22 protein-coding genes and 1 other annotated feature are annotated in these 23,831 nt (G+C 41.6%); of the genes, 12 read left to right on the top strand and 10 right to left on the bottom strand.

What is annotated here, in order from left to right:
- Positions 1–298 precede the first annotated feature (298 nt).
- The gene (gene ccpA, locus MHB41_RS13405; RefSeq protein WP_024424851.1) at positions 299–1,300 is read left to right on the top strand and encodes a catabolite control protein A; all 1,002 of its coding nucleotides are present in this window, start codon (positions 299–301) and stop codon (positions 1,298–1,300) included.
- 44 nt (positions 1,301–1,344) lie between these two features.
- On the opposite strand, the gene MHB41_RS13400 is transcribed toward ccpA, so the two are convergent.
- The 3 genes from MHB41_RS13400 to MHB41_RS13390 are packed head-to-tail and all read right to left on the bottom strand — an operon-like array spanning position 1,345 to position 3,815.
- A complete protein-coding gene (locus MHB41_RS13400) occupies positions 1,345–2,505 on the bottom strand; it encodes an acetoin utilization protein AcuC (protein WP_061109485.1) in 1,161 nt (386 codons plus the stop codon).
- A complete protein-coding gene (locus MHB41_RS13395) occupies positions 2,502–3,143 on the bottom strand; it encodes a CBS and ACT domain-containing protein (RefSeq protein WP_034279532.1) in 642 nt (213 codons plus the stop codon). The genes MHB41_RS13400 and MHB41_RS13395 overlap by 4 nt, the downstream gene beginning before the upstream one ends.
- A gap of 39 nt (positions 3,144–3,182) precedes the next feature.
- Positions 3,183–3,815, bottom strand: a complete 633-nt coding sequence (locus MHB41_RS13390; RefSeq protein WP_034279534.1) for a GNAT family N-acetyltransferase — start codon at positions 3,813–3,815, stop codon at positions 3,183–3,185.
- A gap of 155 nt (positions 3,816–3,970) precedes the next feature.
- Here MHB41_RS13390 and acsA point away from each other — a divergent pair, with 155 nt between their 5' ends.
- Together acsA and tyrS are read left to right on the top strand one after the other, a co-directional pair.
- Positions 3,971–5,695, top strand: coding sequence for an acetate--CoA ligase (acsA, locus tag MHB41_RS13385; RefSeq protein WP_061109484.1), 1,725 nt, complete (start codon positions 3,971–3,973; stop codon positions 5,693–5,695).
- A 59-nt stretch (positions 5,696–5,754) separates the two neighbouring features.
- Positions 5,755–5,986 (top strand) — a binding site (T-box leader).
- A 52-nt stretch (positions 5,987–6,038) separates the two neighbouring features.
- Entirely contained in the window at positions 6,039–7,307 is a 1,269-nt protein-coding gene (gene tyrS, locus MHB41_RS13380) for a tyrosine--tRNA ligase (protein ID WP_025092286.1), read from the top strand.
- A 75-nt stretch (positions 7,308–7,382) separates the two neighbouring features.
- On the opposite strand, the gene MHB41_RS13375 is transcribed toward tyrS, so the two are convergent.
- The gene (locus tag MHB41_RS13375) at positions 7,383–7,739 is read right to left on the bottom strand and encodes an antibiotic biosynthesis monooxygenase (protein ID WP_061109482.1); all 357 of its coding nucleotides are present in this window, start codon (positions 7,737–7,739) and stop codon (positions 7,383–7,385) included.
- Positions 7,740–7,946: 207 nt separating this feature from the next.
- Here MHB41_RS13375 and MHB41_RS13370 point away from each other — a divergent pair, with 207 nt between their 5' ends.
- Together MHB41_RS13370 and MHB41_RS13365 are read left to right on the top strand one after the other, a co-directional pair.
- Entirely contained in the window at positions 7,947–8,588 is a 642-nt protein-coding gene (locus MHB41_RS13370) for a triacylglycerol lipase (protein ID WP_024424844.1), read from the top strand.
- 196 nt (positions 8,589–8,784) lie between these two features.
- Positions 8,785–9,351: a cysteine hydrolase family protein gene (locus tag MHB41_RS13365; RefSeq protein WP_024426172.1), complete on the top strand. Its 567-nt coding sequence runs from the start codon at positions 8,785–8,787 to the stop codon at positions 9,349–9,351.
- 26 nt (positions 9,352–9,377) lie between these two features.
- Here MHB41_RS13365 and MHB41_RS13360 read toward each other — a convergent pair whose 3' ends face one another.
- From MHB41_RS13360 to MHB41_RS13350, 3 genes are all read right to left on the bottom strand, one after another.
- The gene (locus MHB41_RS13360; protein WP_056768221.1) at positions 9,378–9,938 is read right to left on the bottom strand and encodes a hypothetical protein; all 561 of its coding nucleotides are present in this window, start codon (positions 9,936–9,938) and stop codon (positions 9,378–9,380) included.
- A gap of 375 nt (positions 9,939–10,313) precedes the next feature.
- Positions 10,314–10,916 carry a 30S ribosomal protein S4 gene (gene rpsD / locus MHB41_RS13355; protein ID WP_024424838.1) on the bottom strand — a complete coding sequence of 201 codons (603 nt, stop codon included), beginning with the start codon at positions 10,914–10,916 and terminating at the stop codon, positions 10,314–10,316.
- 303 nt (positions 10,917–11,219) lie between these two features.
- Positions 11,220–11,717 (bottom strand): GAF domain-containing protein, encoded by a 498-nt coding sequence (locus MHB41_RS13350; protein ID WP_061109481.1) that lies wholly within the window; start codon positions 11,715–11,717, stop codon positions 11,220–11,222.
- A 126-nt stretch (positions 11,718–11,843) separates the two neighbouring features.
- On the opposite strand from MHB41_RS13350, the gene refZ reads away from it, so the two are divergent.
- Positions 11,844–12,509, top strand: coding sequence for a forespore capture DNA-binding protein RefZ (gene refZ / locus MHB41_RS13345; protein WP_024426169.1), 666 nt, complete (start codon positions 11,844–11,846; stop codon positions 12,507–12,509).
- Here the strand turns inward: refZ and hisJ are convergent.
- Positions 12,479–13,294: a histidinol-phosphatase HisJ gene (gene hisJ / locus MHB41_RS13340; protein ID WP_034279551.1), complete on the bottom strand. Its 816-nt coding sequence runs from the start codon at positions 13,292–13,294 to the stop codon at positions 12,479–12,481. The two genes, refZ and hisJ, sit on opposite strands and share 31 nt — an antisense overlap.
- Before the next feature lie 341 nt (positions 13,295–13,635).
- On the opposite strand from hisJ, the gene ezrA reads away from it, so the two are divergent.
- Entirely contained in the window at positions 13,636–15,339 is a 1,704-nt protein-coding gene (ezrA, locus tag MHB41_RS13335) for a septation ring formation regulator EzrA (RefSeq protein WP_340900045.1), read from the top strand.
- A 41-nt stretch (positions 15,340–15,380) separates the two neighbouring features.
- Here ezrA and brnQ (MHB41_RS13330) read toward each other — a convergent pair whose 3' ends face one another.
- Positions 15,381–16,724, bottom strand: coding sequence for a branched-chain amino acid transport system II carrier protein (brnQ, locus tag MHB41_RS13330; RefSeq protein WP_034279555.1), 1,344 nt, complete (start codon positions 16,722–16,724; stop codon positions 15,381–15,383).
- A gap of 215 nt (positions 16,725–16,939) precedes the next feature.
- Positions 16,940–18,280, bottom strand: a complete 1,341-nt coding sequence (gene brnQ, locus MHB41_RS13325) for a branched-chain amino acid transport system II carrier protein (protein ID WP_061109478.1) — start codon at positions 18,278–18,280, stop codon at positions 16,940–16,942.
- A gap of 186 nt (positions 18,281–18,466) precedes the next feature.
- Here brnQ (MHB41_RS13325) and MHB41_RS13320 point away from each other — a divergent pair, with 186 nt between their 5' ends.
- The 5 genes from MHB41_RS13320 (at position 18,467) to MHB41_RS13300 (ending at position 23,674) form a co-directional block, all read left to right on the top strand.
- Positions 18,467–19,609, top strand: coding sequence for a cysteine desulfurase family protein (locus tag MHB41_RS13320; RefSeq protein WP_061109477.1), 1,143 nt, complete (start codon positions 18,467–18,469; stop codon positions 19,607–19,609).
- Between the two features lie 4 nt (positions 19,610–19,613).
- Positions 19,614–20,819 (top strand): tRNA uracil 4-sulfurtransferase ThiI, encoded by a 1,206-nt coding sequence (gene thiI / locus MHB41_RS13315; RefSeq protein ID WP_061109476.1) that lies wholly within the window; start codon positions 19,614–19,616, stop codon positions 20,817–20,819.
- An 89-nt stretch (positions 20,820–20,908) separates the two neighbouring features.
- Positions 20,909–21,121, top strand: coding sequence for an alpha/beta-type small acid-soluble spore protein (locus tag MHB41_RS13310; protein ID WP_024424829.1), 213 nt, complete (start codon positions 20,909–20,911; stop codon positions 21,119–21,121).
- Positions 21,122–21,347: 226 nt separating this feature from the next.
- Positions 21,348–22,931, top strand: coding sequence for an acyl--CoA ligase (locus tag MHB41_RS13305; protein WP_061109475.1), 1,584 nt, complete (start codon positions 21,348–21,350; stop codon positions 22,929–22,931).
- Positions 22,932–23,059: 128 nt separating this feature from the next.
- Complete coding sequence (locus MHB41_RS13300; RefSeq protein WP_252049705.1) at positions 23,060–23,674, top strand: LysE/ArgO family amino acid transporter; 615 nt, start codon at positions 23,060–23,062, stop codon at positions 23,672–23,674.
- Positions 23,675–23,831 lie beyond the last annotated feature (157 nt).

Below are 23,831 nucleotides of genomic sequence, written 5' to 3'. Positions count from 1 at the left end.
AGATCATTGTCATAGCTGGCGTTCTCAATGTTTTTTTATGAAATATGATTCAATTTACAGGTAACAAGCTGATTAAAGTTTGTTTAATTTAGTTATAAAAAGAAAGGGAACGTTTTCATATGACAAAAAAACGTGTATAATTTCATAAAAGAATGTCATTTTGATGTAGATTGAAAAATTATGTGTCTCTTTTCATCGTTTTAATGACAAATAGGATATTATTTTCCTCGTATCTGACATGTCTCTATCCAATTGGTGAATGCTATAGATATGAAGTGTATTTGAAGGAGTGATTTATGTGAATAATGTTACAATATATGATGTAGCAAGAGAAGCAAATGTAAGTATGGCAACGGTATCACGCGTAGTAAATGGTAATCCAAACGTAAAACCAACAACAAGAAAAAAGGTGCTTGAAGCAATTGACCGCCTTGGCTATCGTCCGAATGCAGTGGCTCGAGGCCTAGCAAGTAAAAAAACAACGACAGTCGGAGTCATCATCCCTGATATTTCTAGTATCTTCTATTCGGAATTAGCACGCGGTATTGAAGACATCGCTACGATGTATAAATACAACATTATTTTGAGCAACTCAGATCAAAATACAGATAAAGAGCTTCATTTGTTAAATACGATGCTCGGCAAACAAGTAGACGGAATTGTCTTTATGGGCGGAAATATCACAGATGTGCATGTGGAAGAATTTAAGCGCTCTCCTGTGCCGATTGTTCTTGCAGCATCTGTTGAAGAGCAGGCTCAAACACCATCGGTTAACATCAACTATGAGCAGGCGATTTATGATTCCGTTCAGCTGTTAGTTGAAAAAGGACATAAACGAATTGCGTTTGTTTCTGGTCCAATGTCAGAGCCAATTAATTCCGTGAGAAAGCTTGCAGGTTATAAGCGTGCGCTTGAAGAAGCGGGTATCGCGTTTGACGATGCACTTGTTGCTGAAGGCGATTACTCTTATGACTCTGGAATTGAAGCACTTGCTCATCTGCTTGAGCAGTCTGATAAGCCGACAGCTGTTATCGCAGCTACAGATGAAATGGCTCTAGGTGTCATTCATGGAGCACAAGACAGAGGGGTATCTATTCCTGAAGACTTAGAAGTGATTGGCTTTGATAATACAAGACTTTCTCTCATGGTGCGTCCTCAGCTGACAACAGTTGTACAGCCGACATATGATATTGGTGCTGTTGCGATGAGATTGCTCACAAAGCTGATGAACAAAGAACAAGTGGACGATCAAATTGTTGAGCTTCCGCACAGAATTGAAGAAAGACAATCAACAAAATAAAACAAAAAAAGCAGGCTTACCTCATGAGGGAAAGCCTGCTTTTCTTATGCCTTTTTCTTTTCTCTTCTAACAGGCATGAGTGCTTTTTCTACTGTTTGAGCATTTTTTTCTGTGATTTCTGCTTTTCTTGGGATCGGTGGATATATATCGTCAGGATCTTTCCATGTAGGTGGAAGGGTAACAGGCGATTGCTTATTCCATGCCTGAATCCAGTCCTGAGGGAGCTCATCTGGCGGTGTAATGCCTTTCATCTCAAGCCAAATGCGGCTCCACGCTCTTGGAACGACGCGCCAAATATCATATCCCCCTCCGCCAACAGCGATCCACTTGCCGTCACAATATTGATGCGCAAGCTCATGAGCAAGTCTAGGAATTTCTTCATATATTTTCATGGTGGCAGATAAATGAGTTAACGGGTCATAGTAGTGTGCATCTGCCCCGTTTTGCGTCAAAATCACATCTGGTTTAAAAAAAGCAGCAATCTCAGTCACTGCTGTTCGGTATGCTTCGAGAAACGATTCATCTTCCGTAAATGCATCTAGTGGAATATTATAAGCATAGCCATAGCCTTTATCGTGGCCTCTTTCCTGTACTTGTCCGGTTCCAGGGAATAAGTAGCGTCCCGTTTCATGAATGGACACCGTACATACCTCTGGGTCGTCATAGAAGCTGAACTGGACACCATCGCCATGATGAGCATCCGTATCAATATATAAAATTCTAGCGCCATATGTCTTTTGAATATATTGAATCGCCACAGAGCTGTCATTATAAATACAAAAGCCAGATGCACGCCCTTTGAATCCGTGGTGAAGCCCGCCGCCAAGATTGAGGGCATGCTGCGAATGACCGAGCATCACTTGGTCAACCGCTGTTAATGTTCCGCCAACAAGGAGAGATGCCGCCTCATGCATGCCTGCGAACATCGGTGTATCTTCAGTGCCAAGACCGTATCGTTCACCCTCTGCCGTAGACAGCTTTCCTTCACTTGCCCGCTGCACAGCCTGGATATAATCTGCTGTATGGACGAGCTTTAATTCCTCCAGAGTAGCCATACGCGGTGCAACGATTTCATCCTCTGTTAACGCCTTCATTTTTTGAAGTAGATCATAAGTTAAGTAGACACGAAGCTGATTGAAGGGATGATCTTGGTTAAATTGGTACGTTTGAAAAGATGGTGAAAAAACAAAGGTCGCTTCCTTCATTTGATCGTCTGCTCCATAGGCCAGAGCACTTTATAGCCTTTTGCGCGAATTAGCTTCGTCACATGATCTGCATGAATGGTTTGAAGGCGGAATACGAGCACTTTAGATGCCTCATTGGCATGCGGGTACACGAGCACACTCAGCATTTGAATATGCTGCTCCTTTAAAATGGCTGTAATATCTGCGAGGCTTTCTGTCATCTGCTCCACTTCAACCTCTAAGTGCGACCCAGGCTGATCTGCACCTGTCAGTCTTACAAACGTACGAAGCAGATCTGTTTTTGTGATAATGCCTACAAGCTTGCCGCGTCTCACCACTGGAAGACAGCCAATTCCGTGCTCAAAAAAGACACTTGATATCTCCTCAACGAAATCAAGCGGGTGAGCCGTGATCGTCTCTAATACCATGATCTCTTCTACTGGCCGCTGAATAAAGAGCTTCCTTTTCTCTGTTTCAAAAATACTTGGACTGGCATTTTTAATATCCCGATCTGTCACCATCCCAATGACAGACCCTTGATCAGATACGATCGGGATATGCCGGATGTGGTGTGCACTCATTTTTTGAATGGCTTCTTCAATCGTATCGGTTTTTCGCAGCGTGATCACATCACGCTCCATAATTTGTTCAATCATCATTGTTTACCAATCCCCTTTGCCAAAAAAACGAATTAAACGTTAATACATAAAACGCTGATGGAAGCGAAGACGATCGAAACGCTCGATCGAATCAGGACTCACATGTTTCCCAATTCTGGCCATTAAACAATTGGCTGGATGTGAGCTGATTTCTGGCTCGTCTGTTGCAAACCAGACAAGACCGCCTGCGTTCATCATTTTCTCCATCATTTTGCGGTACTCCCAAACGTTTTTCTTTGTCCCCTTTAAATCCCAATGCCAGTAATATTCAGTTGTAATGATGATGTAATTCTCCATTTGCTCATCCATCATGCTCACATCAAGCAAATGCTTGCCAAGTGAGCATCCTCTAAATGGAGGAGCGACCTCAATCGCGCCAAGCTCAATTAAATTGTCCATTTTGCCCTCTGACCAGCGCTCAAGTGGATCAGGATACAAATACGTGACATAGCCTACGACAAGCTCATTCGCTCTTGCAATGATAATACGTCCTTCTGGAAGATCTGCTATTTCAACAAGTGCTTGTTTCTGTTCCTCAGGCGTGCGAAATGCCGTTAGTCCTTCATGAAACGTATAGTTCGCAAGCTCTGATGCAGGTACCGGTCCTTCAACCAGGATGGAACCTGTTTCTCGCTCAATGGTTTTTGAATAATAAGTTTTAGGATGCTCCACGTATCCACCGCCCCTAATTCTAGTGAGTCGTCTCTATTCTATCTTAAAACTTGCAATAATTAAAACGGTTTCATCAGAAGTTTTTTAAAAATTGAGAAAAAAAGTCATCTATACTATAATGGTCATTGTAAACGTATGCAAAGGGGGACTGTTTGATGAAATTGGAAACGCTACCATCAGTAAAAGGGGATTATCATTTAAATGATTATGAGCAGGCATACAAAGATTTTTCATGGGAGGAAGCTAGAAAAAACTTCCCCTGGTATGAAACAGGAAAAATAAATGCAGCCTATGAAGCGATTGACAGACATGCGGACTCGTTTCGTCAGAACAAGGTGGCGCTTCACTACAAAGATTCACAGCGGGATGAAAAGTATACGTTCAGGGATATGAAAATCAACACAAATAAAGCGGGAAATCTATTCAGAGAAAAGGCACATGTAGAAAAAGGGGATCGCGTGTTTATCTTTATGCCAAGATCACCTGAGCTCTATTTTCTTCTGCTTGGTGCGGTTAAAATTGGAGCGATCGTTGGCCCGTTATTTGAGGCATTTATGGAAGGTGCTGTCAAAGACCGTTTAGAGAATAGCGAGGCAAAGGTGATCGTGACAACACCTGATCTGCTTGAGCGAATTCCATTTGCAGAGCTTCCGAAGCTTGAATCTGTCGTCATTGTCGGCGGTGAAAACGAAGACGTCGATGGTGTGCGGACAATTCACTATGAAAAGGCGTTTGAGGAGGCAGCAAAGGAGCTTGAGATTGAATGGATGGATGAAAAAGACGGCTTCCTGCTTCATTACACATCAGGATCTACTGGTACGCCAAAAGGTGTGCTTCATGTCCATGGTGCAATGGTCCAGCAAGGCCAGACTGGTAAATGGGTGCTTGACTTGAAAGAGGATGACGTTTACTGGTGTACAGCTGATCCAGGCTGGGTTACAGGCACAGTGTACGGTATTTTTTCACCGTGGTTAAATGGGGCGACGAATGTGATTTTAGGCGGCCGGTTTAATCCTGATACGTGGTATGAAACCATTGAATCACTCGGTGTAACTGTTTGGTACAGTGCCCCGACCGCCTTTAGAATGCTCATGGGGGCAGGGGATGATCTCATTCAAAAATATGACCTCAGCTCGCTCCGCCATGTTTTAAGTGTGGGAGAGCCGCTTAATCCAGAAGTCATCCGCTGGGGAGATGCTGTTTTTGGCAAGAGAATTCACGACACTTGGTGGATGACAGAAACGGGTGCACAGCTGATTTGTAATTATCCATGCATGGACATCAAGCCAGGCTCGATGGGAAAACCAATTCCAGGCGTAGAAGCGGCAATTGTTGATAATGCAGGAAATGAACTTCCGCCATACCGGATGGGCAACCTTGCGATTAAAAAAGGCTGGCCTTCTATGATGCATACGATCTGGAACAATCCTGAAAAATATGAATCTTACTTTATGCCGGGAGATTGGTATGTTTCAGGAGATTCAGCTTATATGGACGAAGACGGATACTTTTGGTTCCAGGGACGTGTCGATGATGTCATCATGACGTCAGGAGAGCGGGTCGGTCCATTTGAGGTGGAAAGTAAACTGGTCGAACATCCAGCTATTGCGGAGGCTGGTGTCATTGGAAAGCCAGATCCGGTCCGCGGTGAAATTATTAAAGCATTTATAGCGCTTAGAAGCGGATATGAGCCGACAGATGAGCTGAAAGAAGAGATTCGTACATTTGTGAAAAAAGGACTCGCAGCACATGCGGCACCGCGAGAAATTGAGTTCAAAGACAAACTGCCGAAAACGAGAAGCGGAAAAATTATGAGACGTGTGCTAAAGGCGTGGGAGCTGAATTTACCTGCTGGCGACCTTTCGACAATGGAAGATTAAATTTTTTCATCAGTTGACTTGATATCAAAAGTGTGTTAAAAATGACATTAGTTGAATATGAAAAGGTTTTGACTGAGATTCAGTAGAATGATCTTTCCCTGTTGAAGAGAGCTGACGGCTGGTGCGAGTCAGTACAAAGAGATATTCGAATTACCCTCACGAACCGCTTTTACGAAAAGGAGCATGCCCTGATTAGTGAAAGAACGGATCTGTCCGTTATCAGTGTAAGTGAAAAGACGAGATTTTTTGTCTTTTAAGCAGGGTGGTACCGCGATATATATCGTCCCTTCGTTCATTCGAAGGGGCGTTTTTTTGTTGAATTGTAAAAAAAGGAGATTTGGAAATGAGTCAATTGATGGAAGAGCTATCGTTCAGAGGATTAATTCAGCAGCAAACAGATGAAGAAGGTTTAACAAAATTATTAGCAGAAGAAAAAATCAAACTATACTCCGGCTTTGATCCGACAGCTGACAGCTTACACATTGGTCATCTATTGCCAATTTTAACATTACGCAGATTCCAAGAAGCAGGTCATCATCCGATTGCTCTTGTTGGCGGCGCAACTGGACTAATCGGCGACCCTAGCTTCAAAAAAGCAGAACGTTCACTCAACCCAGCAGAAATCGTCGAACAGTGGTCAGAAAAAATCAAAGGACAGCTGTCTCAATTTCTTGATTTTGAAGCAGGGGAGAATCCAGCCGTTATCGTGAATAACTACGACTGGATCAGCCAAATGAATGTCATCACGTTCCTTCGTGATGTTGGAAAGAACTTTGGTGTAAACTTCATGCTGGCAAAAGATATCGTGAGCTCACGTATCGAAACAGGGATTTCTTACACAGAATTCAGCTACGTTATCCTTCAGTCTTTAGACTTCTTAAATCTTTACAGAAATGAAAATTGTAAGCTGCAAATCGGCGGAAGTGACCAGTGGGGAAATATCACATCTGGACTTGAGCTGATCCGTAAGTCTGAAGCAGAAGGGGCAAAAGCATTTGGTCTGACGATGCCGCTTGTCACAAAAGCAGACGGCACAAAGTTTGGTAAAACAGAAGGCGGCGCCATCTGGTTAGATAAAGAAAAAACGTCTCCATACGAGTTCTACCAATTCTGGATCAACACAGATGACCGTGATGTCGTGAAATACTTAAAATACTTTACGTTCTTATCAAAAGAAGAGATCGCATCGTACGAAGAAAAAGTGCAAACAGCACCTGAAAAGCGTGAAGCGCAGCGCCGTTTAGCAGAGGAAGTGACAACACTTGTACATGGCCGTGAATCACTAGAACAGGCTGTTAACATCTCAAATGCGCTATTTAAAGGTGAGATCAAATCTCTTACAGCTGAAGAAGTGAAAGTAGGCTTTAAGGATGTTCCATCAATGGAGAAAAGCAGCACAGAAGAATTAACACTAGTCGATATCCTTGTGGAATCAAAGCTGTCTCCATCAAAGCGTCAAGCGCGTGAAGATATCACAAATGGTGCTGTCTCCATCAACGGAGAGAGACAAACAGATAAAGATTATGTTCTTTCCGCTGACGACCGAATTGAAAACCAATTTACCGTTTTAAGAAGAGGGAAAAAGAAATACTTCCTCGTGACGTATAAATAAATCTTTATGAAACAGTAAGCATCATGGAAAAGCACCCCAACATTGAGGTGCTTTTCTTTTTTATGTAGAAGTAGCTCATTCGTCTGCTTCTTGTTCAAGGAGTGAATCTTTGTTTGTATAAGCATGTTCTACCTTACAAATTCGGGTTGTATAGGATTCATACCAATCTTTTTTCCCCTTTTTTTGAACACGCTGATGTGCTGTATGTGCTTTCCATTCTTTGATGGCTTCTAATGAATCCCAGTAAGAGACAGTAATTCCAACACCATGTTCATCTCGTACACTTTCTATTCCAAGAAACCCATCTAGATCTTTCGCTAATTCTTTCATTTTTTGAGCAGCTGCAGCGTATTCTTTCTGCTCGACATTTGTTCGTTTTGATGTAAAGATCGCGGCATAGTAGGGTGGTGCAGGTGTTTGAGTAAATAGCATCTAGTAGAACCTCCTTAGTCTATTGATATTATATATGAAAGAAAGAAGGTCTCGTAGTCTTTTTGTTTTAATTTAAAAAAGTCCAAGGTGCTTTTTGATTATTTATATTTTTGTAAAATCATCTCATAAACATTACCTTGTTCACTTTTCTGACATATTTTTCTTGTATAAAATAGAGTCGTATAAGATGAATAAGGGGGAATGAAAGTGATGTTTGTTAAGAAAAGGAGTTTGCAAATTCTCATTGCGCTTGCATTGGTGATTGGTTCAATGGCTTTTATCCAGCCGAAAGAGGTGAAGGCGGCTGAGCATAATCCGGTTGTGATGGTACACGGCATTGGCGGTGCCTCTTATAACTTTTTTTCTATTAAAAGTTATTTGGCCACACAAGGCTGGGATCGAAACCAATTATATGCTATCGATTTCATAGACAAAACAGGAAATAACCGCAACAATGGTCCGCGTCTATCCAGATTCGTCAAAGATGTGTTAGACAAAACGGGTGCCAAAAAAGTAGATATTGTGGCTCATAGTATGGGCGGAGCGAACACATTATACTATATTAAGAATCTAGATGGCGGCGATAAAATTGAAAACGTTGTCACAATTGGTGGAGCAAACGGACTCGTTTCAAGCAGAGCATTACCAGGCACAGATCCAAATCAAAAAATTCTTTACACATCTGTCTACAGCTCAGCTGATCTCATCGTCGTCAACAGCCTCTCTCGTTTAATTGGCGCAAGAAACGTTCTGATCCATGGCGTTGGCCATATCGGTCTATTAACCTCAAGCCAAGTGAAAGGCTACATTAAAGAAGGACTGAACGGCGGAGGACAGAATACGAATTAAAAAAACGAAAAGACAGCGGCATATGCTGTCTTTTTTGATGTCAACTGGCATATGGCAGCTAGAGATATTGAAAAGGGTGGCAAAACGATGATACAGAAACAGACCATCGTACATAGCCGAATAAAAAACATGTACAAAACGTCCACCATTCCTTACACTACATGTAGTGAATGAGAATTTTCGGAGGTGGACGTTTGTGAAAACGAATCAAAAGGCTTTCATCATTGTAGATGTACAAAAAGCGTTCGAGCATGAAAAATGGGGAGAACGCAATAATCTAGAGGCAGAGGAGAATATTAGCCGGCTATTGACGTTTTGGAGAGAGAAGGGCTGGAAAGTGATTCATATTCAGCATACATCCGACAATCCGGACTCTGTATTTCATCCAGCAAATGAAGGGCACCTTTTCAAAGATATGGCTAAACCGCTAGAGGAAGAAACAGTGATACAAAAGAAAGTCAACAGCAGCTTTATAGGGACAAGCTTGGAGGAACAACTAAGGTCAAATCAGATTGACACGGTCGTAATTGCAGGATTAACAACACCTCACTGCGTATCAACAACCACAAGAATGAGCGGAAATCTTGGCTTTGATACGTATCTGATCTCAGATGCAACAGCCGCCTTTGGACTAACAGATCAAAACGGTACATATTTTGACCCAGATACGATCCACCGGCTCTCACTTGCAACCCTGCATGATGAATTTGCGACTGTCATGACAACAGAGCAGCTCATCAAAAAATGGACAAGTCCAGAATAAAAGTTTGAAAGCTCCTAGAAAGATATCTAGGAGCTTTTTTGCGTATTAAGCGATTGTTTTCGTTGTTTCTTACGTGAGTAAACGAGATCAATCTCAATAAATAAAAAACTGACAAAGAATGATAAAATCAATACGCCGTCATCCCCTATCGATACATTCATAAAGTTTAAGTAAAGGACATACTTGATAGAGAGATGTAAAACGATCCAAGAACTCACCCATTCCAAAGCATAAGTGAGCCATACAGGAAGTTTAAGGAGATAAGCCAGTCCTTTTCCTATGAATAGAAGGACAGGTGACCAAAAAACGACGATAACACTCACGAACAAAGAGAAAGAGATCAAAGAAAGAAACGAATCATACGTGATGGTTTCTCCAAAAAGAAAATTCACGCCTAAAACGACGATGTATAGCAATACACATGGAACCGCGATCACAAAGCAGATAGAAAAAAAGAGCAGGAAGATAAACAGACTTGCAGCAAATCTATTGGGCGGCTCATCGATAATCTGTTTTTTTCTTAGAAGAGAATAGGCAATCACTGATAAGGTTAAAAGTAAGAATAGAATGATCGTGATACTATACATGGAACTCCCCCATCTAAGTACTATAGAAGACCATACGACTGATATGTCATCTATCATGATTGTACCAATAGAAAAAAGGCACTTCAATGAAATATTTCCTATATTTGTATATAAAAAATGAGACAGGTTTAGTTGAAGTAAGAATACAGGGGACGGTCGAGGAAAAGAGGTGATTGGAAATGGGAGGTTTCTTCCAATGATCTTATGTACAAATGTACGGCTTACTCAAAGGTGGTCTTGGCTAAATCCCCTTGAAAAGGGGTGACGCCTATGTCAACTTTTCAAGCATTAAAACCTGAAACAAAAAACCCTAGAAATCCTTGAACAATCAAGGGATCTAGGGTTTGTTTGCTCTCTCTTAGAGAAGTAATGAAATTAACGAGAGTAGAACTCAACGATTAGTTGTTCGCTGATTTCAGGCGCTAATTCAGAACGCTCTGGAAGACGAGTGAAAGTTCCTTCAAGCTTTTCAGCATCGAAAGAAAGGTATTCAGGAACGAAGTTGTTTACTTCAACTGATTCTTTCACTACTGCAAGGTTTTGAGATTTCTCACGAAGAGCAATCGTTTGACCTGGTTTCACAGAGAAAGATGGGATGTCTACACGGCTTCCATCAACAAGGATGTGACCATGGTTTACTAGCTGACGAGCTTGGCGGCGAGTACGAGCAAGGCCAAGACGGTATACTAGGTTGTCAAGGCGAGTTTCAAGAAGGATCATGAAGTTTTCACCTTGTTTACCAGGAAGTTTAGCAGCTTTGTCATATAGTGTACGGAATTGACGTTCGTTGACACCGTACATGTGACGAAGCTTTTGCTTCTCTTGTAATTGTAAACCGTATTCAGATAGTTTTTTGCGTTGTCCTGGACCATGTGGGCCTGGAGCGTAAGGGCGTTTTTCAAGTTCCTTACCTGTTCCGCTTAATGAAATGCCTAAACGGCGGGAAATCTTCCAACTTGGACCTGTATAGCGAGCCATAATGTGACTCCTCCTTATTGTTTTTATTTGTGAAAAATAAAAACCGTCTGTTCTTCCTCTTTTTCGTCATTATGTTTTCATGCATCCTCGCTCCAGCAGCAGGGAGTTACAAGATACACCTTCATAATATAGAAGGAACAAAATGATACAAAAAAGCCGAACAAAAAGGCTGCCATATTTCACACAAACTCTATTATATGACGCTGGGTAGGAGAAGTCAACCTATTTAGAGGCAGAGGTGACGTTCTCCATTATATAAAGAAACATAAAAAAGCAGACAATGTGCCTGCTTTTTCTTCATGATTACGCATCCGTAGAGACGGATAACGCCTGTTGGAGAATTTCTGTAAATTGAATAAGGTAGGACTCATCTACTTCACTGAAGCGGTCTTTCACAGGGCTGTCAATATCGAGCACCCCAATGATCTGTCCATTGACCTTGAGCGGAATGACTATTTCAGATTGCGATGCTGCGTCACAGGCAATATGTCCAGGGAATGCATGGACATCAGCGATACGCTGCACTTCACCTGTCGCAAACGCTGTACCGCAAACGCCTTTTCCAGAAGGGATGCGCACACATGCAGGCAGTCCGTTAAACGGTCCAAGCACAAGCTCGCCGCCCTTTGCTAAATAAAACCCTGCCCAATTGACTTCAGGAAGTGAGTGATAGAGCAGCGCAGCTGCATTTGCCAAGTTGGCAATCAGATCAGGTTCACCATCTGTAATGGCTTCTACCTGTTTGACAAGCAATTGATAGTCTTTTGAAGGATCGCCAGACTGTTTTTCGACATGAAACATGAAAATCTCCTACTTTCTATCTTAAAAATACATAACTTGCGTCTCGCATGTGGGATTTGTCGAGCAATTGTAAAAGGAACTTCCGCCTTCATCTTGAAGTATGTACACATGAAGAGGGGTGAGCGGATGAAAACATCAACAACCGTGCAAACAAAAGACCGTATTATGGATGCTGCCATCAGACTTTTTAACCAAAAAGGATTTTCTGGAACCTCTGTCCGTGAGATTGCGAAGGAAGCAAACGTCAACGTTGCCCACATTTCTTATTACTTTCAAGGAAAAGGAGGGCTGCTTGAGCAGCTCGTATCCGATTTTTATGAAGGTTACATTCACATGATTGAATCACATCTCCATCACATGGAAACCCGTCATGCAAAAGAATGCTTACTACATGTGGTTTTTGATATTTTATCTTATCAGCACAAGCACCGTCAATTAACCCGTTTCGTTTATCGGGAGGTGACGATTGATTCGACACTCATCAGAGAAATCATGTCGACATATTTAACAAAAGAAAAGTATTTGTTTCAGCTCATCATTGAAAAAGGAAAAAGCACCCATGTTATTTGTGAGCAGCTTTCACTCGCATCCTTTATGATTCAGCTTAAATCACTTCTCATGATGCCATATTTACAGCCGCAATATTTAACAGAGGTGCTTTATTTGAACCCAAGTGAGCCGTATTTCTATCAAATGTACTTTAAGGAGCTGAGCCGCTCGCTTCATTATCTGTTAGAACCAAAAGAGCCGGCACTAGATTCTCATCTGAACCTCATGATGTCCTCGAATTGATCATACGCATATCCGAGATCTTCCGCTTGATGGGCATCAGAGCCGAATATGAGCGGAATTTTTTTCTTTTTTGCAAGGTCTATCATCCATTGATCTAAATAGATACTTCTGGCATATGTTTTACGAAGACCTGATGTATTAAAATCTAAGGACATGCCTTTTTTTGCCGTTTCTTCAAGGCAAAGGGTGACCTTTTGACAAAGTTCAGGTGACATTTCATATGGAAAAAGCTGTTTGAATTTCTGGACAAGGGTGATATGACCGATTCTCTTTGGCTTATATTGGCCTAAAGATGATAGAATAGAAGAATGAATTTGGTCATAGTAGCTTTGATAGACCTGTTCGATGCTGCCATAGATGCTTATTAGCTGCTGGAAGGCATGCTCGTCAAAATCAAGGCAAATATAATCATCGCCAGCAGGAAGAAAGTGAACAGATAAAATGGCGTCGTCTAGTTCCGGACCGTAGCAGTCTAAAAAGGTTCTTGTTTCCTCTTCATACTCTTTGATAAAGTCAACCTCAAGCCCAGTTTTTACTATTAATTGTCCTTTGTATTCTTGTTTCAGCTGAGCCAGTTTCGTTATATACGCTTCAAGGTCTTGGAGCTTCATGGCACTATCCTGCTCAGGTGTTGGATCTTGAAACGATGGAGGCAGCGGGGCATGCTCGGTAAAGGTTATGGAATCAAATCCCTTTTTAATGGCTTTTTCAATATAAGAATGAAAAGAATCAAGCGAACCGTGCGGGCAAAACGGTGTATGTAGATGTGCATCTTGTTTCAGCATGTCGTCACCTCTTGTCGATATTTTGAAAAACGTGATGTTTATCAGCGAAAATAATGAAAAATCATGACCAAAAATGCTGGTTACATGGTATCATAATAACAATGAAAACGACAGCTTCCGCATACATAAAAGCAGGTCACATTGATACGTGTGATCAAATGATAGAAAGCGCACAAATACTTTCTTGAAAAAACATACATAAAACCGTGAATGGATGGTATTGGAAAACATACGATCCTGCTTATAAAAAAACAAATGCAAAGCGGACACGAAAGGGTTCTCAGGTCTACTCGGGACACTTTTACCCTGACATCACTTAGATCACAACAAGGGGGCTCATTATGGAGTTAATCATCGGTTTAATTGTCATTTTGCTTGCTTTGTTTTCAGTCGGTTATTTCCTGCGAAAAAATATATATAAAGAGATTGACCGATTGGAAGCATGGAAAATTGAAATTTTAAACAGATCAATTGTAGAAGAAATTTCAAAGATCAAACATTTAAAAATGACCGGAGAAACAGAGCAATTTTTTGAAAGATGGCGTGCAGAGTGGGACGATATCGTCACAGCCCATCTTCCAAAGGTAGAGGAGCTATTATATGATGCAGAAGAGTATTCTGATAAATATCGATTCTCCAAAGCCAAGCAAGTTCTTACGCACATTGAGGACTTGCTGAGTGCTGCTGATTCGAACATTGAAGACATTTTAAAAGAGATTGCAGACCTTGTCACAAGCGAGGAGCAAAATCGCAAGGACATTGAAAAGGTCAAAGAACAATATCAAACAGTTCGAAAAAATCTGCTTGCGTACAGCCATTTATACGGCACCCTTTATGACAAAATGGAGCAGGACTTAGATGAAGCCTGGGAAGGGATCAAGCAGTACGAAGAAGAGACAGAAAACGGCAACTATATGAAAGCAAGAAAGATTTTGCTTGAGCAAGACCGCAGACTCGATCAGCTTCAGCTGTATATCAATGATGTACCGAAGCTCATTGCAGACTGTAAACAAACCGTACCAGGCCAGCTGACGAAGCTGAAAGACGGATATAAAGAAATGACAGACAAAGGCTACAAGCTCGAGCACATCCAGATCACTAAAGAGCTTGAGAACTTAAACAAACAGCTGACCCGTGCGGAAAAACTACTGATTGATGAACTCAATCTGGAAGAAGCATCAAGCATTTTGCAAATGATTGATGATGCCATTCAGACGCTGTATGATCAGCTGGAAGCGGAAGTAGAAGCAGGTCAGGAAATCAAAAGTAAAATGCCTGAGCTGACGGAAGCATTTGAAAAGCTCGAGCAGGATCACACCCAAACAAAGGCAGAAACAGCTCTTGTAAAAGAAAGCTACAAACTGACAGCCGGAGAGCTTGATCAACAGAAGGCGTTCGAAAAACGCTTAGAAGAAATCGAAAAGCTCATGAAACAAATTCGCGAGAAGCTTGATCGTGACCATGTCGCATATTCATTATTAATGAATGAAATCAATCAGCTTGAGACCTTTATCGATGATGCGAAAACATTGCATGATACATTTAAGGATCATCTTCAATCATTAAGAAAAGAAGAGCTGCAAGCGAGAGAAACACTGGCTGAGCTCAAAACGATGCTGACAGATACAGTGCGTCAGCTGCAAAAAAGCAATATTCCAGGTGTACCTGCTGATATGAAAGAGCAGGCTGAAAAAGCGCAGGAGATGATTCAGCAAGTGCACGAGCAGCTGGAGAACCTGCCGCTCAACATGCCAGCTGTGAATGAGCAATTAAAAGAAGCCTCTGACACAGTGAGACATGTTGTGAATGGGACGGAAGAAATGCTCACTAAAGTGGATCAAATTGAACGAATCATTCAATATGGCAATCGTTTTAGAAGCCAAAATCATATTCTTTCAGAACAACTAAAAGAGGCAGAGCGAAGATTTTATGCGTACGATTATAATGGTTCATTTGATGTAGCAGCATCAGCTGTTGAAAAAGCATCACCTGGAGCCGTTCAGAAGCTATTAGCTCAGCACGAAAAAGAATATCAGCATCAATAAAAAAGCTGAAGTCCATTGATAGGACTTCAGCTTTTTTTGTATTATGATGCCTGTTTCTGGCGTTCTTCTGAAGCAGAAGAAGTGAAAAGTGAGATCACGAACCCAATGGCGACCCCAAGTATCGCAGGGACAAGCCAGCCAATGCCAAGGTCATAAAAAGGCAGCACTGTTTGGAAAATGTCTTTTACTGGACCGATTGGAAGCTTTGCTGCTGCTAAGCCGTCAAATAAGCTGACGCACCCTGTTAAAATTAACGAGAGGACATACACAGGTCTTCTATGTCCAAGCCATTTATCAGCAAGTGATAGAACGATGATCACAATCGCCAGCGGATAAATCGCTGTTAAGACTGGAACAGAGAAAGCAACAATATGAGCAAGTCCAAAGTTAGAAATAATGAAACTAAATAATGTAACAAGTGTCACGACCATTTTATAAGAAAGCTTAGGAAGTAACTTTGAGAAATACTCTCCGCATGATGTGACAAGACCGATACTTGTTGTTAAACAAGCGACTGTGATAGCAGCACCTAACACAATATTTCCTAGACTGCCGAAAAGGAACTGAGAAGACTGAGCTAAGATTTTGCTTCCATCTCCAACGAATCCAATGGCATGTGTACTAGAAGCACCTAGATACGCAAGTGACAGGTAAACGAAGGTTAATCCAGCAGCTGCAATCAAACCCGCTTTGATACAAGCAGAAGCCAGTGCCTTTTTACTTGTCACACCGCGTCCTTTAATCGCGTTGATGACAACAATTCCAAATACAATAGAAGCAAGAGCATCCATCGTTTTATAGCCCTCTAAAAATCCTTTGAAAAACGATCCGTTGCTATAAGATACATCTGGTGTACCAATGACGCCCATCGGTGTCAAAATGGCTTTAACAATGATAATAAAAATGATCGTAAATTTAATCGGTGTTAATATTTTCCCTACACGATCCACGATTTTCGTTGGATTTAAAGCAAGGTAATACGTAATACCGAAAAAGACGAGTGTAAATAAAAGAAGGGACAGCCAAGCTGGTACGCTTGATAAAAATGGTAATGCGCCAATCTCATACGAAACCGTTCCTGTACGCGGAATAGCGAAAAGCGGCCCAATGGATAAATATAAAATAACGGTAAATGCTGTTCCAAACACTGGGTGAGCCTTATCTGCAAGTCCTTTTGCATCACGCCCTGTTAAAGCAATTGCAATAATCCCGAGTAGAGGTAAACCGACACCTGTTAATAAAAATCCGCCCATTGCTTTCCATACATTTGTTCCGGCATATTGCCCAAGCTCTGGTGGATAAATCATATTTCCGGCGCCGAAGAATAAAGCAAATAACATAAAACCTATAATAATCGTATCTTTCGTCGACAATGTTGCCTTCATTGAATATAAAGCCTCCAATATTATGTTGAAATATTCTGTTAATTAGCTGCTAAAACGGTTCTTCATTAACATTCACTAATTATAAAGGATGTACGCCTGATGTCAACATGTGTTTTCATACAAAAGTCATGAATTTTTCTATTTTAGTATATGAAGAACATAAAAAAACATCCCTTTCTCTTATGGAAAGGGATGTTTTTAGTTTTGATGCTTGATTAAGCAGGCTGTTTAGGTGGACTCGTAAACAAAGAAATAAGAAGACCAATAATGGCTCCAAGTACGGCAGGGATAGCCCAGCCGATCCCAAGTTTGTATAAAGGAACAACAGCTTCTAAAAATTCAGGTAATCCGCCAAGAGGGATTTCCGCTGCAACTAACCCATCAATCACAGCAAAGACACCTGTGAAAAGGAGTGAAGCGATATAAATGATTCGTCTTCCGTTGATCCAGCGATCGAGAAAAGATAATAGAATGATCACGATGGCTAGCGGATAAATCGAGACAAGAACCGGAACAGAGAGTGAAATAATTTGTGCCAGTCCAAGGTTTGCTACAAATGTACTGAATAAAGATACAACTAAAACTACTGTGCGATAAGAAAAGCGTGGAAATAGCGAAGAAAAATATTCCCCACAGGATGAAACAAGTCCAATACTTGTGGTCAAACATGCAAATAAAATCGCAGCTCCTAACACAATATTTCCAGCAGAACCAAATAAAAAGTTTGCCGCAAGCGAAAGGAGTTTCCCTCCGTCATTTGCCCCGACCATGCCTGTAGCCTCAGGACTTGACGCCCCGACATAAGCGAGTGATATGTACACAAGAGCTAGTCCAGCAGCTGCGACAAGCCCTGCTTTAATACAGGCTGCGGCAATCGATTTTCGTTCTGTAATACCGCGTTCTTTCACAGCCGTGACAACGACAATTCCGAAAACGATTGAAGCAAGAGCATCCATCGTTTTGTAGCCTTCTAAAAACCCGGTAAAGAGCGGGCTTCCTTCATAAGTTGGATGCGGACTGCCAATTCCACCCATTGGTGTCGCGATGGCTTTTATCACAATTAAAGCAATGACAGCGAGTAAAATTGGTGTTAAAATTTTACCGATTCGGTCAACGAGTTTCGATGGATTTAAAGCAAGAGCATAAGTAATGCCGAAAAAAGCAATCGAAAACAAGAATAATGGAATCCATGATTCAGACTGCGCTTCAGTCAGAAACGGCGCCAGCCCAATTTCATAAGAAACCGTTCCAGTACGAGGGATCGCAAAGAAAGGCCCAATGGATAAATATAAAATGACGGTGAAAATGGTACCGAATGTAGGATGAGCTTTGTCAGCAAGCCCTTTTGCTCCAGTTCCTGTCAGGGCAACGGCGATGACACCTAAGAGCGGAAGTCCAACTCCTGTCAGTAAAAATCCACCGATCGCAAGCCATACGTTTTCACCTGCGTACTGTCCAAGTACAGGAGGGAATATCATATTGCCTGCGCCGAAAAAGAGTGCAAACAACATTAAGCCGATGGCTAATGTGTCTGTTTGACTTAACTTATTATTCATAAGGTTATCCCCCTATTATTTTATTTTTCCGCCATGTTTAAATATTCTGTCAATTTAGGAAAAAATATGACAATGGCACTATGCATGATATAGTGAATTGATGAGGTTGTCAATATACCGCTTTATATTGAAATAAAAGGAATTCGGATCATATTAGTTAAACGCAAGAGGATAAGGAGTTTCGCCATGATGTATCTTGATAATAGTGCAACCACAAAACCGTACCCTGAGGTTTTACAAGTATATCAGCAAGTGAGTGAACGTTATTTTGGAAATCCATCTTCGCTTCATCAGCTCGGAATTGATGCAAGCCGGCTGTTAAATGAAACGAGAAAACAAATGCTTCACTACACGGGCTTGAAACAATATGAGATTATTTTTACTTCTGGTGCAACAGAAGCGAATAACATTGCCATTAAAGGGGCAGCACTTGCCAAAATGAACCGGGGCAAGCATATTGTGACCACAGAAATAGAGCATCCTTCTGTTATTGAATCGTTTGAACAGCTGAAGGCGTTATTTGGCTTTGACATCTCCTATATTCAAGTAAATGAGCATGGCCATGCAGATATGACTCATTTAAAAGAAGTGCTTCGCCCTGATACAGTGCTTGTCAGCATGATGCACGTCAATAACGAAACCGGTGCCATCCAGCCAATTGAAGAAGCTGCTGGCATTATTCGCGAGCATGCCGAAAACGCACTTTTTCATGTCGACGGGGTGCAGGGAATGTGCAAGGTAGCACTCAATAAACAGCTGGATGTAGACCTTTTGACGATGTCAGGCCATAAAATTCATGGTTTAAAAGGCACTGGAGCACTCTTTTTAAAGAAAGATGTCACTCTCGCCCCTTTCATTACTGGGGGAGAGCAGGAATTAGGGCTTCGTTCAGGTACTGAAAACCCTGCTGGAGCTGTCAGCTTAGCAAAAGCCATGAAACAATCATTTGAACAGCTTGACAAGTATCATGATGAGATGCTGAACTTAAAAACGCAGCTGCAAAAACAGCTTGGAGACATAGAAGGTATTGTGATGAACACACCGCAGGCGCTAAGTGCGCCGCACATTGTGAATTTTTCAGTGCCGGGTATTCAAATTGAGGTCCTCCTCCATATGCTTGAAAAAGAAGGCATATATGTTTCTACAACCTCTGCCTGCTCAGCTAAGAAAAAAGAGCCAAGCCGTGTCCTGCTGGCAATGGGAAAACCAGAGGAAGTAGCCAAAAGCAGTATGAGAATCAGCTTAACGTATGGACAAGGACCAGAGCTAACGCCGCAAATCATCACATCGATCGCACAAAGTGTGAAAAAATTAAAAGGAATGAGATAACAGCATGAAATATGATCATATTTTAGTCCGTTTTGGTGAGATCTCAACAAAAGGGAAGAATAGAAAGAAATTTATTGAAAAACTAAGACAGCACATTCGATTCGTCTTAAAGGATTTTGGAGCATTAAAGGTTGCATCTGATAGAGACCGCATCACGATTATGCTGAACGGAGAAGACCCTGAACCAATTTCAGAACAGCTCAAAAGTGTATTTGGCATTCAGAGTTTTAGTCTTGCGGTTAAATGTGAGACGAATCTAGATGCGATTAAAGAAGCGGCACTAACAGCGGTACAGGAAGTGTATGAACAAGGAAATACATTTAAAGTCTCAACGAAACGCTCTTATAAACAATTTGAACTTGATTCAAATGAAATGAACCGTGAAATTGGCGGACATGTTCTAAGGAATACGGAAAACTTAACGGTCAATGTGAAACAGCCGGATGTGCATTTACGCATAGAAATCAGAGAGAACGCAACGTACATTACATTTAAAGATGTTAAAGGTGCAGGCGGCCTGCCGGTCGGTTCTAGCGGAAGAGCGATGCTCATGCTTTCCGGCGGCTTTGACAGCCCGGTTGCCGGCTATCAAGCAATGAAACGCGGAATTGAAATTGAAGCTGTGCATTTCTTTAGTCCGCCGTATACAAGTGAACGTGCCAAACAAAAGGTCATTGATCTTGCAGAATGCCTGGCAGCATATGGAGGCGAAGTGAAGCTTCACATCGTACCTTTTACAAAAATTCAAGAGCTGATTCACAAACAAGTACCTGAAAACTATACGATGACATCAACAAGAAGAATGATGCTGAAAATAGCTGACAAAATAAGAGAAAAGCGCGATGCCCTTGCGATTATTACCGGAGAAAGCCTTGGTCAAGTGGCAAGTCAGACACTTGAAAGCATGTATGCCATTAACCATGTGACCAATACACCAATCATCCGCCCGCTCATTGCTGTCGATAAAAATGACATTATTGATGAAGCGAGAAGAATTGGCACATACGATACAAGCATTCAGCCTTTCGAGGATTGCTGTACGATCTTTACGCCGCCGTCCCCTAAAACAAAACCAAAGCTTGAGAAGGTAGAACGCTACGAAAGCTTTGCTGATTTCGAGCCGATGCTGGACGAGGCAGTAGAGCAAATTGAAACAATTATTGTGACAAATGAAAAGAAAGCAGCAGACGAATTCGCTGATCTATTCTAAAACGAAAATTTCATAATAATTACCATAAAATCAATCGCATGAAGTCATGTGTTTCTACACATTCTATATTCACAAGGAGGTGAGAACACATGGCTCAACAAAACAGACAAAGCAGTTCTAACCAATTACTAGTACCAGGCGCTGCACAAGCTATCGACCAAATGAAGTACGAAATCGCTTCTGAATTTGGTGTAAACCTTGGTGCAGAAACTACATCTCGCGCTAACGGATCAGTTGGTGGAGAAATCACTAAGCGTCTTGTATCTTACGCTCAACAACATATGGGTGGCGGATCTTTCTAAGACACACAATTTAAAAGCTATGGCTTATGAGCGGGATCCTTCCCGCTCTTTTCTTTTTGTACATATAAATAGTTAGAATATTTTTAAAAAAGAAGACGGATGAAAAAAATTATGGCATAATACTAGGAGTAGGTCCTAATTCAAGCATTTTTCAGTTATGAGTGTTAAAATAGGTAAATTGAAACATGTTTCGTTTCATAAGAAAGAGGCTAAAAGGAGCTGTACCATGAAAAGAGAAGACTTAATTGCACCAGAACAATATAACTTAGTCAGCGAGATTGAAGCGTTCAGTCATGACAAGGAGAAAATGGCCCTGCACTGGCAGGATGGCAATGGCCACGAAGCACATGTGACGTATGCAGCATTAGTGGAAGAGGCAAATAAAATTGGACATGTTTTATTAAAAGCAGGCTTCAAAAAAGGCGATAAAATCATTGTGATGGTGCCGCGCATGCTCGAGGCATACAGCATTTATTTAGCGATTTTGAAAACAGGAATGGTCGTGATTCCTTGTTCAGAAATGCTGCGTGCAAAAGATATAGATTATCGAATTGAACATGCAGAAGCAAAGGGAGCGATCGTTTACTCTTCATTCATTCAATCGTTCGACGGAACCAAACAGCCAAACGATTTTAAAACATTCTCAATCGGTGAAAACGATCATGGCTGGAGAAACATTCTAGTGCAAAAAGAAGAGCAATCAAACGAACTTGAATTGGCAGATACAAAGCGCACAGACATGGCGTTTTTATCCTATACATCAGGTACAACAGGGAACCCTAAAGGGGTTGTTCATACACACGGATGGGCGTATGCACATTTACGCACAGCTGCCAAAGCATGGCTCTCCATTAGTGAAGGAGATAAAGTATGGGCAACAGCAGGACCAGGCTGGCAAAAATGGGTGTGGAGCCCCCTCTTATCTGTGTTAGGAAGTGGAGCAGAAGGCTTTGTGTATGGAGGAAAATTCAATCCAAATACATACTTAGAGCTGCTTCAAAAAAATGAAATCAATGTCCTATGCTGTACACCGACAGAATATCGCTTTATGGCAAAAGTAGATGATTTAAGTCAGTACGAGCTGCCGAAGCTGCATAGTGCTGTTTCTGCGGGAGAGCCGCTGAACCGTGAAGTCATTGATACATTCAAAAAGCATTTCGATATAGAAGTACGAGACGGCTATGGCCAAACTGAAAGCACACTGCTCGTAGGGGTGCTAAAAGGAATGGACATCAAGCCAGGCAGTATGGGAAAACCAACCCCTGGCAACGAAGTAGATATCATTGATGAGGATGGAAACGTCTGCGCACCTGGAGAAATTGGTGACATTGCGGTCCATCTTGAAACGCCGGCTTTATTTAAGGAATACTATAAAGACGAAGAGCGTACAAAGGCGCAGCGCCGCGGCAATTACTTTATTACGGGTGACCGCGCGAAAAAAGACGAAGATGGGTACTTCTGGTTTGAAAGCCGCAGAGATGACATCATTGTCAGCTCAGGCTATACGATTGGACCGTTTGAAGTAGAGGATGCGCTGATCAAGCATCCAGCAGTGAAGGAATGTGCAGTTGTGGCAAGCCCGGATGAAATCAGAGGATCAATCGTGAAAGCATACGTCGTCCTTCGTGATGGAACTGTGCAAAGTGATGAATTGATCAAAGAGCTGCAAACACATGTGAAAAACACAACAGCACCATACAAATACCCAAGAGAAATCGAATTCATTGACGAACTGCCAAAAACACCGTCAGCGAAAATTCGCCGTGTAGAGCTGAGAGAAAGAGAGCTTGCACGAAAAGGTCAATCATAAAGAAGTGAGAAGCGTATGGATGGAAGCATCCAGCGCTTTTTTGTATGGAAAATCAAATTCGTTGAAAGTGAGCATAATGTTTTATGTTAAAATGTGTAGGAATTGCTGAAAAAGGAGAATGTTAGTAGATGTCCATTGCGATCATTCATGGAATTGTACTTGCCTTTGGTCTCATTTTACCTTTGGGCGCACAAAATGTATTTGTATTTCAACAAGGAGCGCTGCAGCCTCGATTATATCGAGCATTGCCTGTCGTCATCACGGCTGCTCTTTGTGACACACTTTTAATTGCTTTAGCTGTCATAGGTGTTTCTGTTGTGGTGTTTACCATTCCAGTGCTGCAAATCGGTCTTTATATCATTGGTTTTTGTTTTTTAGTTTATATGGGATGGACCGTATGGAACACAAGCTCATCATCAGGTGATCAAGAGAAGCAGAAATTAATGCCTGCAAGAAAACAAATCGTATTCGCCTGTTCAGTTTCTCTTTTAAATCCCCATGCGATTCTCGATACAATTGGTGTCATTGGTACGAATTCGCTGCAATATAGCGGCGCAGAAAAGCTGGCGTTTACACTTGCCTGTATCATCGTGTCCTGGTTATGGTTTATTGGACTCGCCCTTCTAGGGAAGATGTTAGGAAAGTTAGATACAAACGGCAAATGGATGAACCGTATTAATAAGGCTTCGGCGGTCATGATCTGGCTGGTTGCGTTATACATTGCGTATCAATTGATTGTGTAAGGTACATAGAGAATCAAACAAAGAAGCGTTTGGACGTAATGATCCTGCGCTTTTTTTATGTTGGAAGTGTAGCAGCCTTACAATATATCGGAATAAAACCTATGAAATTCTTTGAGTTTGGGATGATCGAAAGAACTATTTCAGAAACGTCTGCTTT

Source organism: Bacillus sp. FSL H7-0578 (assembly GCF_038630855.1).
GTDB classification, from domain to species: domain Bacteria; phylum Bacillota; class Bacilli; order Bacillales; family Bacillaceae; genus Bacillus; species Bacillus safensis.
Note: the sequence above shows the minus strand (reverse complement) of the source record. Positions and strands in the feature narration are given on the sequence as shown.

What these genes read in the sequence shown, in the direction of transcription:
- MHB41_RS13400 (WP_061109485.1), bottom strand. Translation starts at nt 2,505, where the DNA reads ATGAAGGAAGCGACCTTTGTTTTTTCACCATCTTTTCAAACGTACCAA.
- MHB41_RS13395 (WP_034279532.1), bottom strand. Translation starts at nt 3,143, where the DNA reads ATGATGATTGAACAAATTATGGAGCGTGATGTGATCACGCTGCGAAAA.
- acsA (WP_061109484.1), top strand. Translation starts at nt 3,971, where the DNA reads ATGAAATTGGAAACGCTACCATCAGTAAAAGGGGATTATCATTTAAAT.
- tyrS (WP_025092286.1), top strand. Translation starts at nt 6,039, where the DNA reads ATGAGTCAATTGATGGAAGAGCTATCGTTCAGAGGATTAATTCAGCAG.
- MHB41_RS13375 (WP_061109482.1), bottom strand. Translation starts at nt 7,739, where the DNA reads ATGCTATTTACTCAAACACCTGCACCACCCTACTATGCCGCGATCTTT.
- MHB41_RS13360 (WP_056768221.1), bottom strand. Translation starts at nt 9,938, where the DNA reads ATGTATAGTATCACGATCATTCTATTCTTACTTTTAACCTTATCAGTG.
- rpsD (WP_024424838.1), bottom strand. Translation starts at nt 10,916, where the DNA reads ATGGCTCGCTATACAGGTCCAAGTTGGAAGATTTCCCGCCGTTTAGGC.
- MHB41_RS13350 (WP_061109481.1), bottom strand. Translation starts at nt 11,717, where the DNA reads ATGTTTCATGTCGAAAAACAGTCTGGCGATCCTTCAAAAGACTATCAA.
- refZ (WP_024426169.1), top strand. Translation starts at nt 11,844, where the DNA reads ATGAAAACATCAACAACCGTGCAAACAAAAGACCGTATTATGGATGCT.
- hisJ (WP_034279551.1), bottom strand. Translation starts at nt 13,294, where the DNA reads ATGCTGAAACAAGATGCACATCTACATACACCGTTTTGCCCGCACGGT.
- ezrA (WP_340900045.1), top strand. Translation starts at nt 13,636, where the DNA reads ATGGAGTTAATCATCGGTTTAATTGTCATTTTGCTTGCTTTGTTTTCA.
- brnQ (WP_034279555.1), bottom strand. Translation starts at nt 16,724, where the DNA reads ATGAAGGCAACATTGTCGACGAAAGATACGATTATTATAGGTTTTATG.
- brnQ (WP_061109478.1), bottom strand. Translation starts at nt 18,280, where the DNA reads ATGAATAATAAGTTAAGTCAAACAGACACATTAGCCATCGGCTTAATG.
- MHB41_RS13320 (WP_061109477.1), top strand. Translation starts at nt 18,467, where the DNA reads ATGATGTATCTTGATAATAGTGCAACCACAAAACCGTACCCTGAGGTT.
- thiI (WP_061109476.1), top strand. Translation starts at nt 19,614, where the DNA reads ATGAAATATGATCATATTTTAGTCCGTTTTGGTGAGATCTCAACAAAA.
- MHB41_RS13310 (WP_024424829.1), top strand. Translation starts at nt 20,909, where the DNA reads ATGGCTCAACAAAACAGACAAAGCAGTTCTAACCAATTACTAGTACCA.
- MHB41_RS13305 (WP_061109475.1), top strand. Translation starts at nt 21,348, where the DNA reads ATGAAAAGAGAAGACTTAATTGCACCAGAACAATATAACTTAGTCAGC.
- MHB41_RS13300 (WP_252049705.1), top strand. Translation starts at nt 23,060, where the DNA reads ATGTCCATTGCGATCATTCATGGAATTGTACTTGCCTTTGGTCTCATT.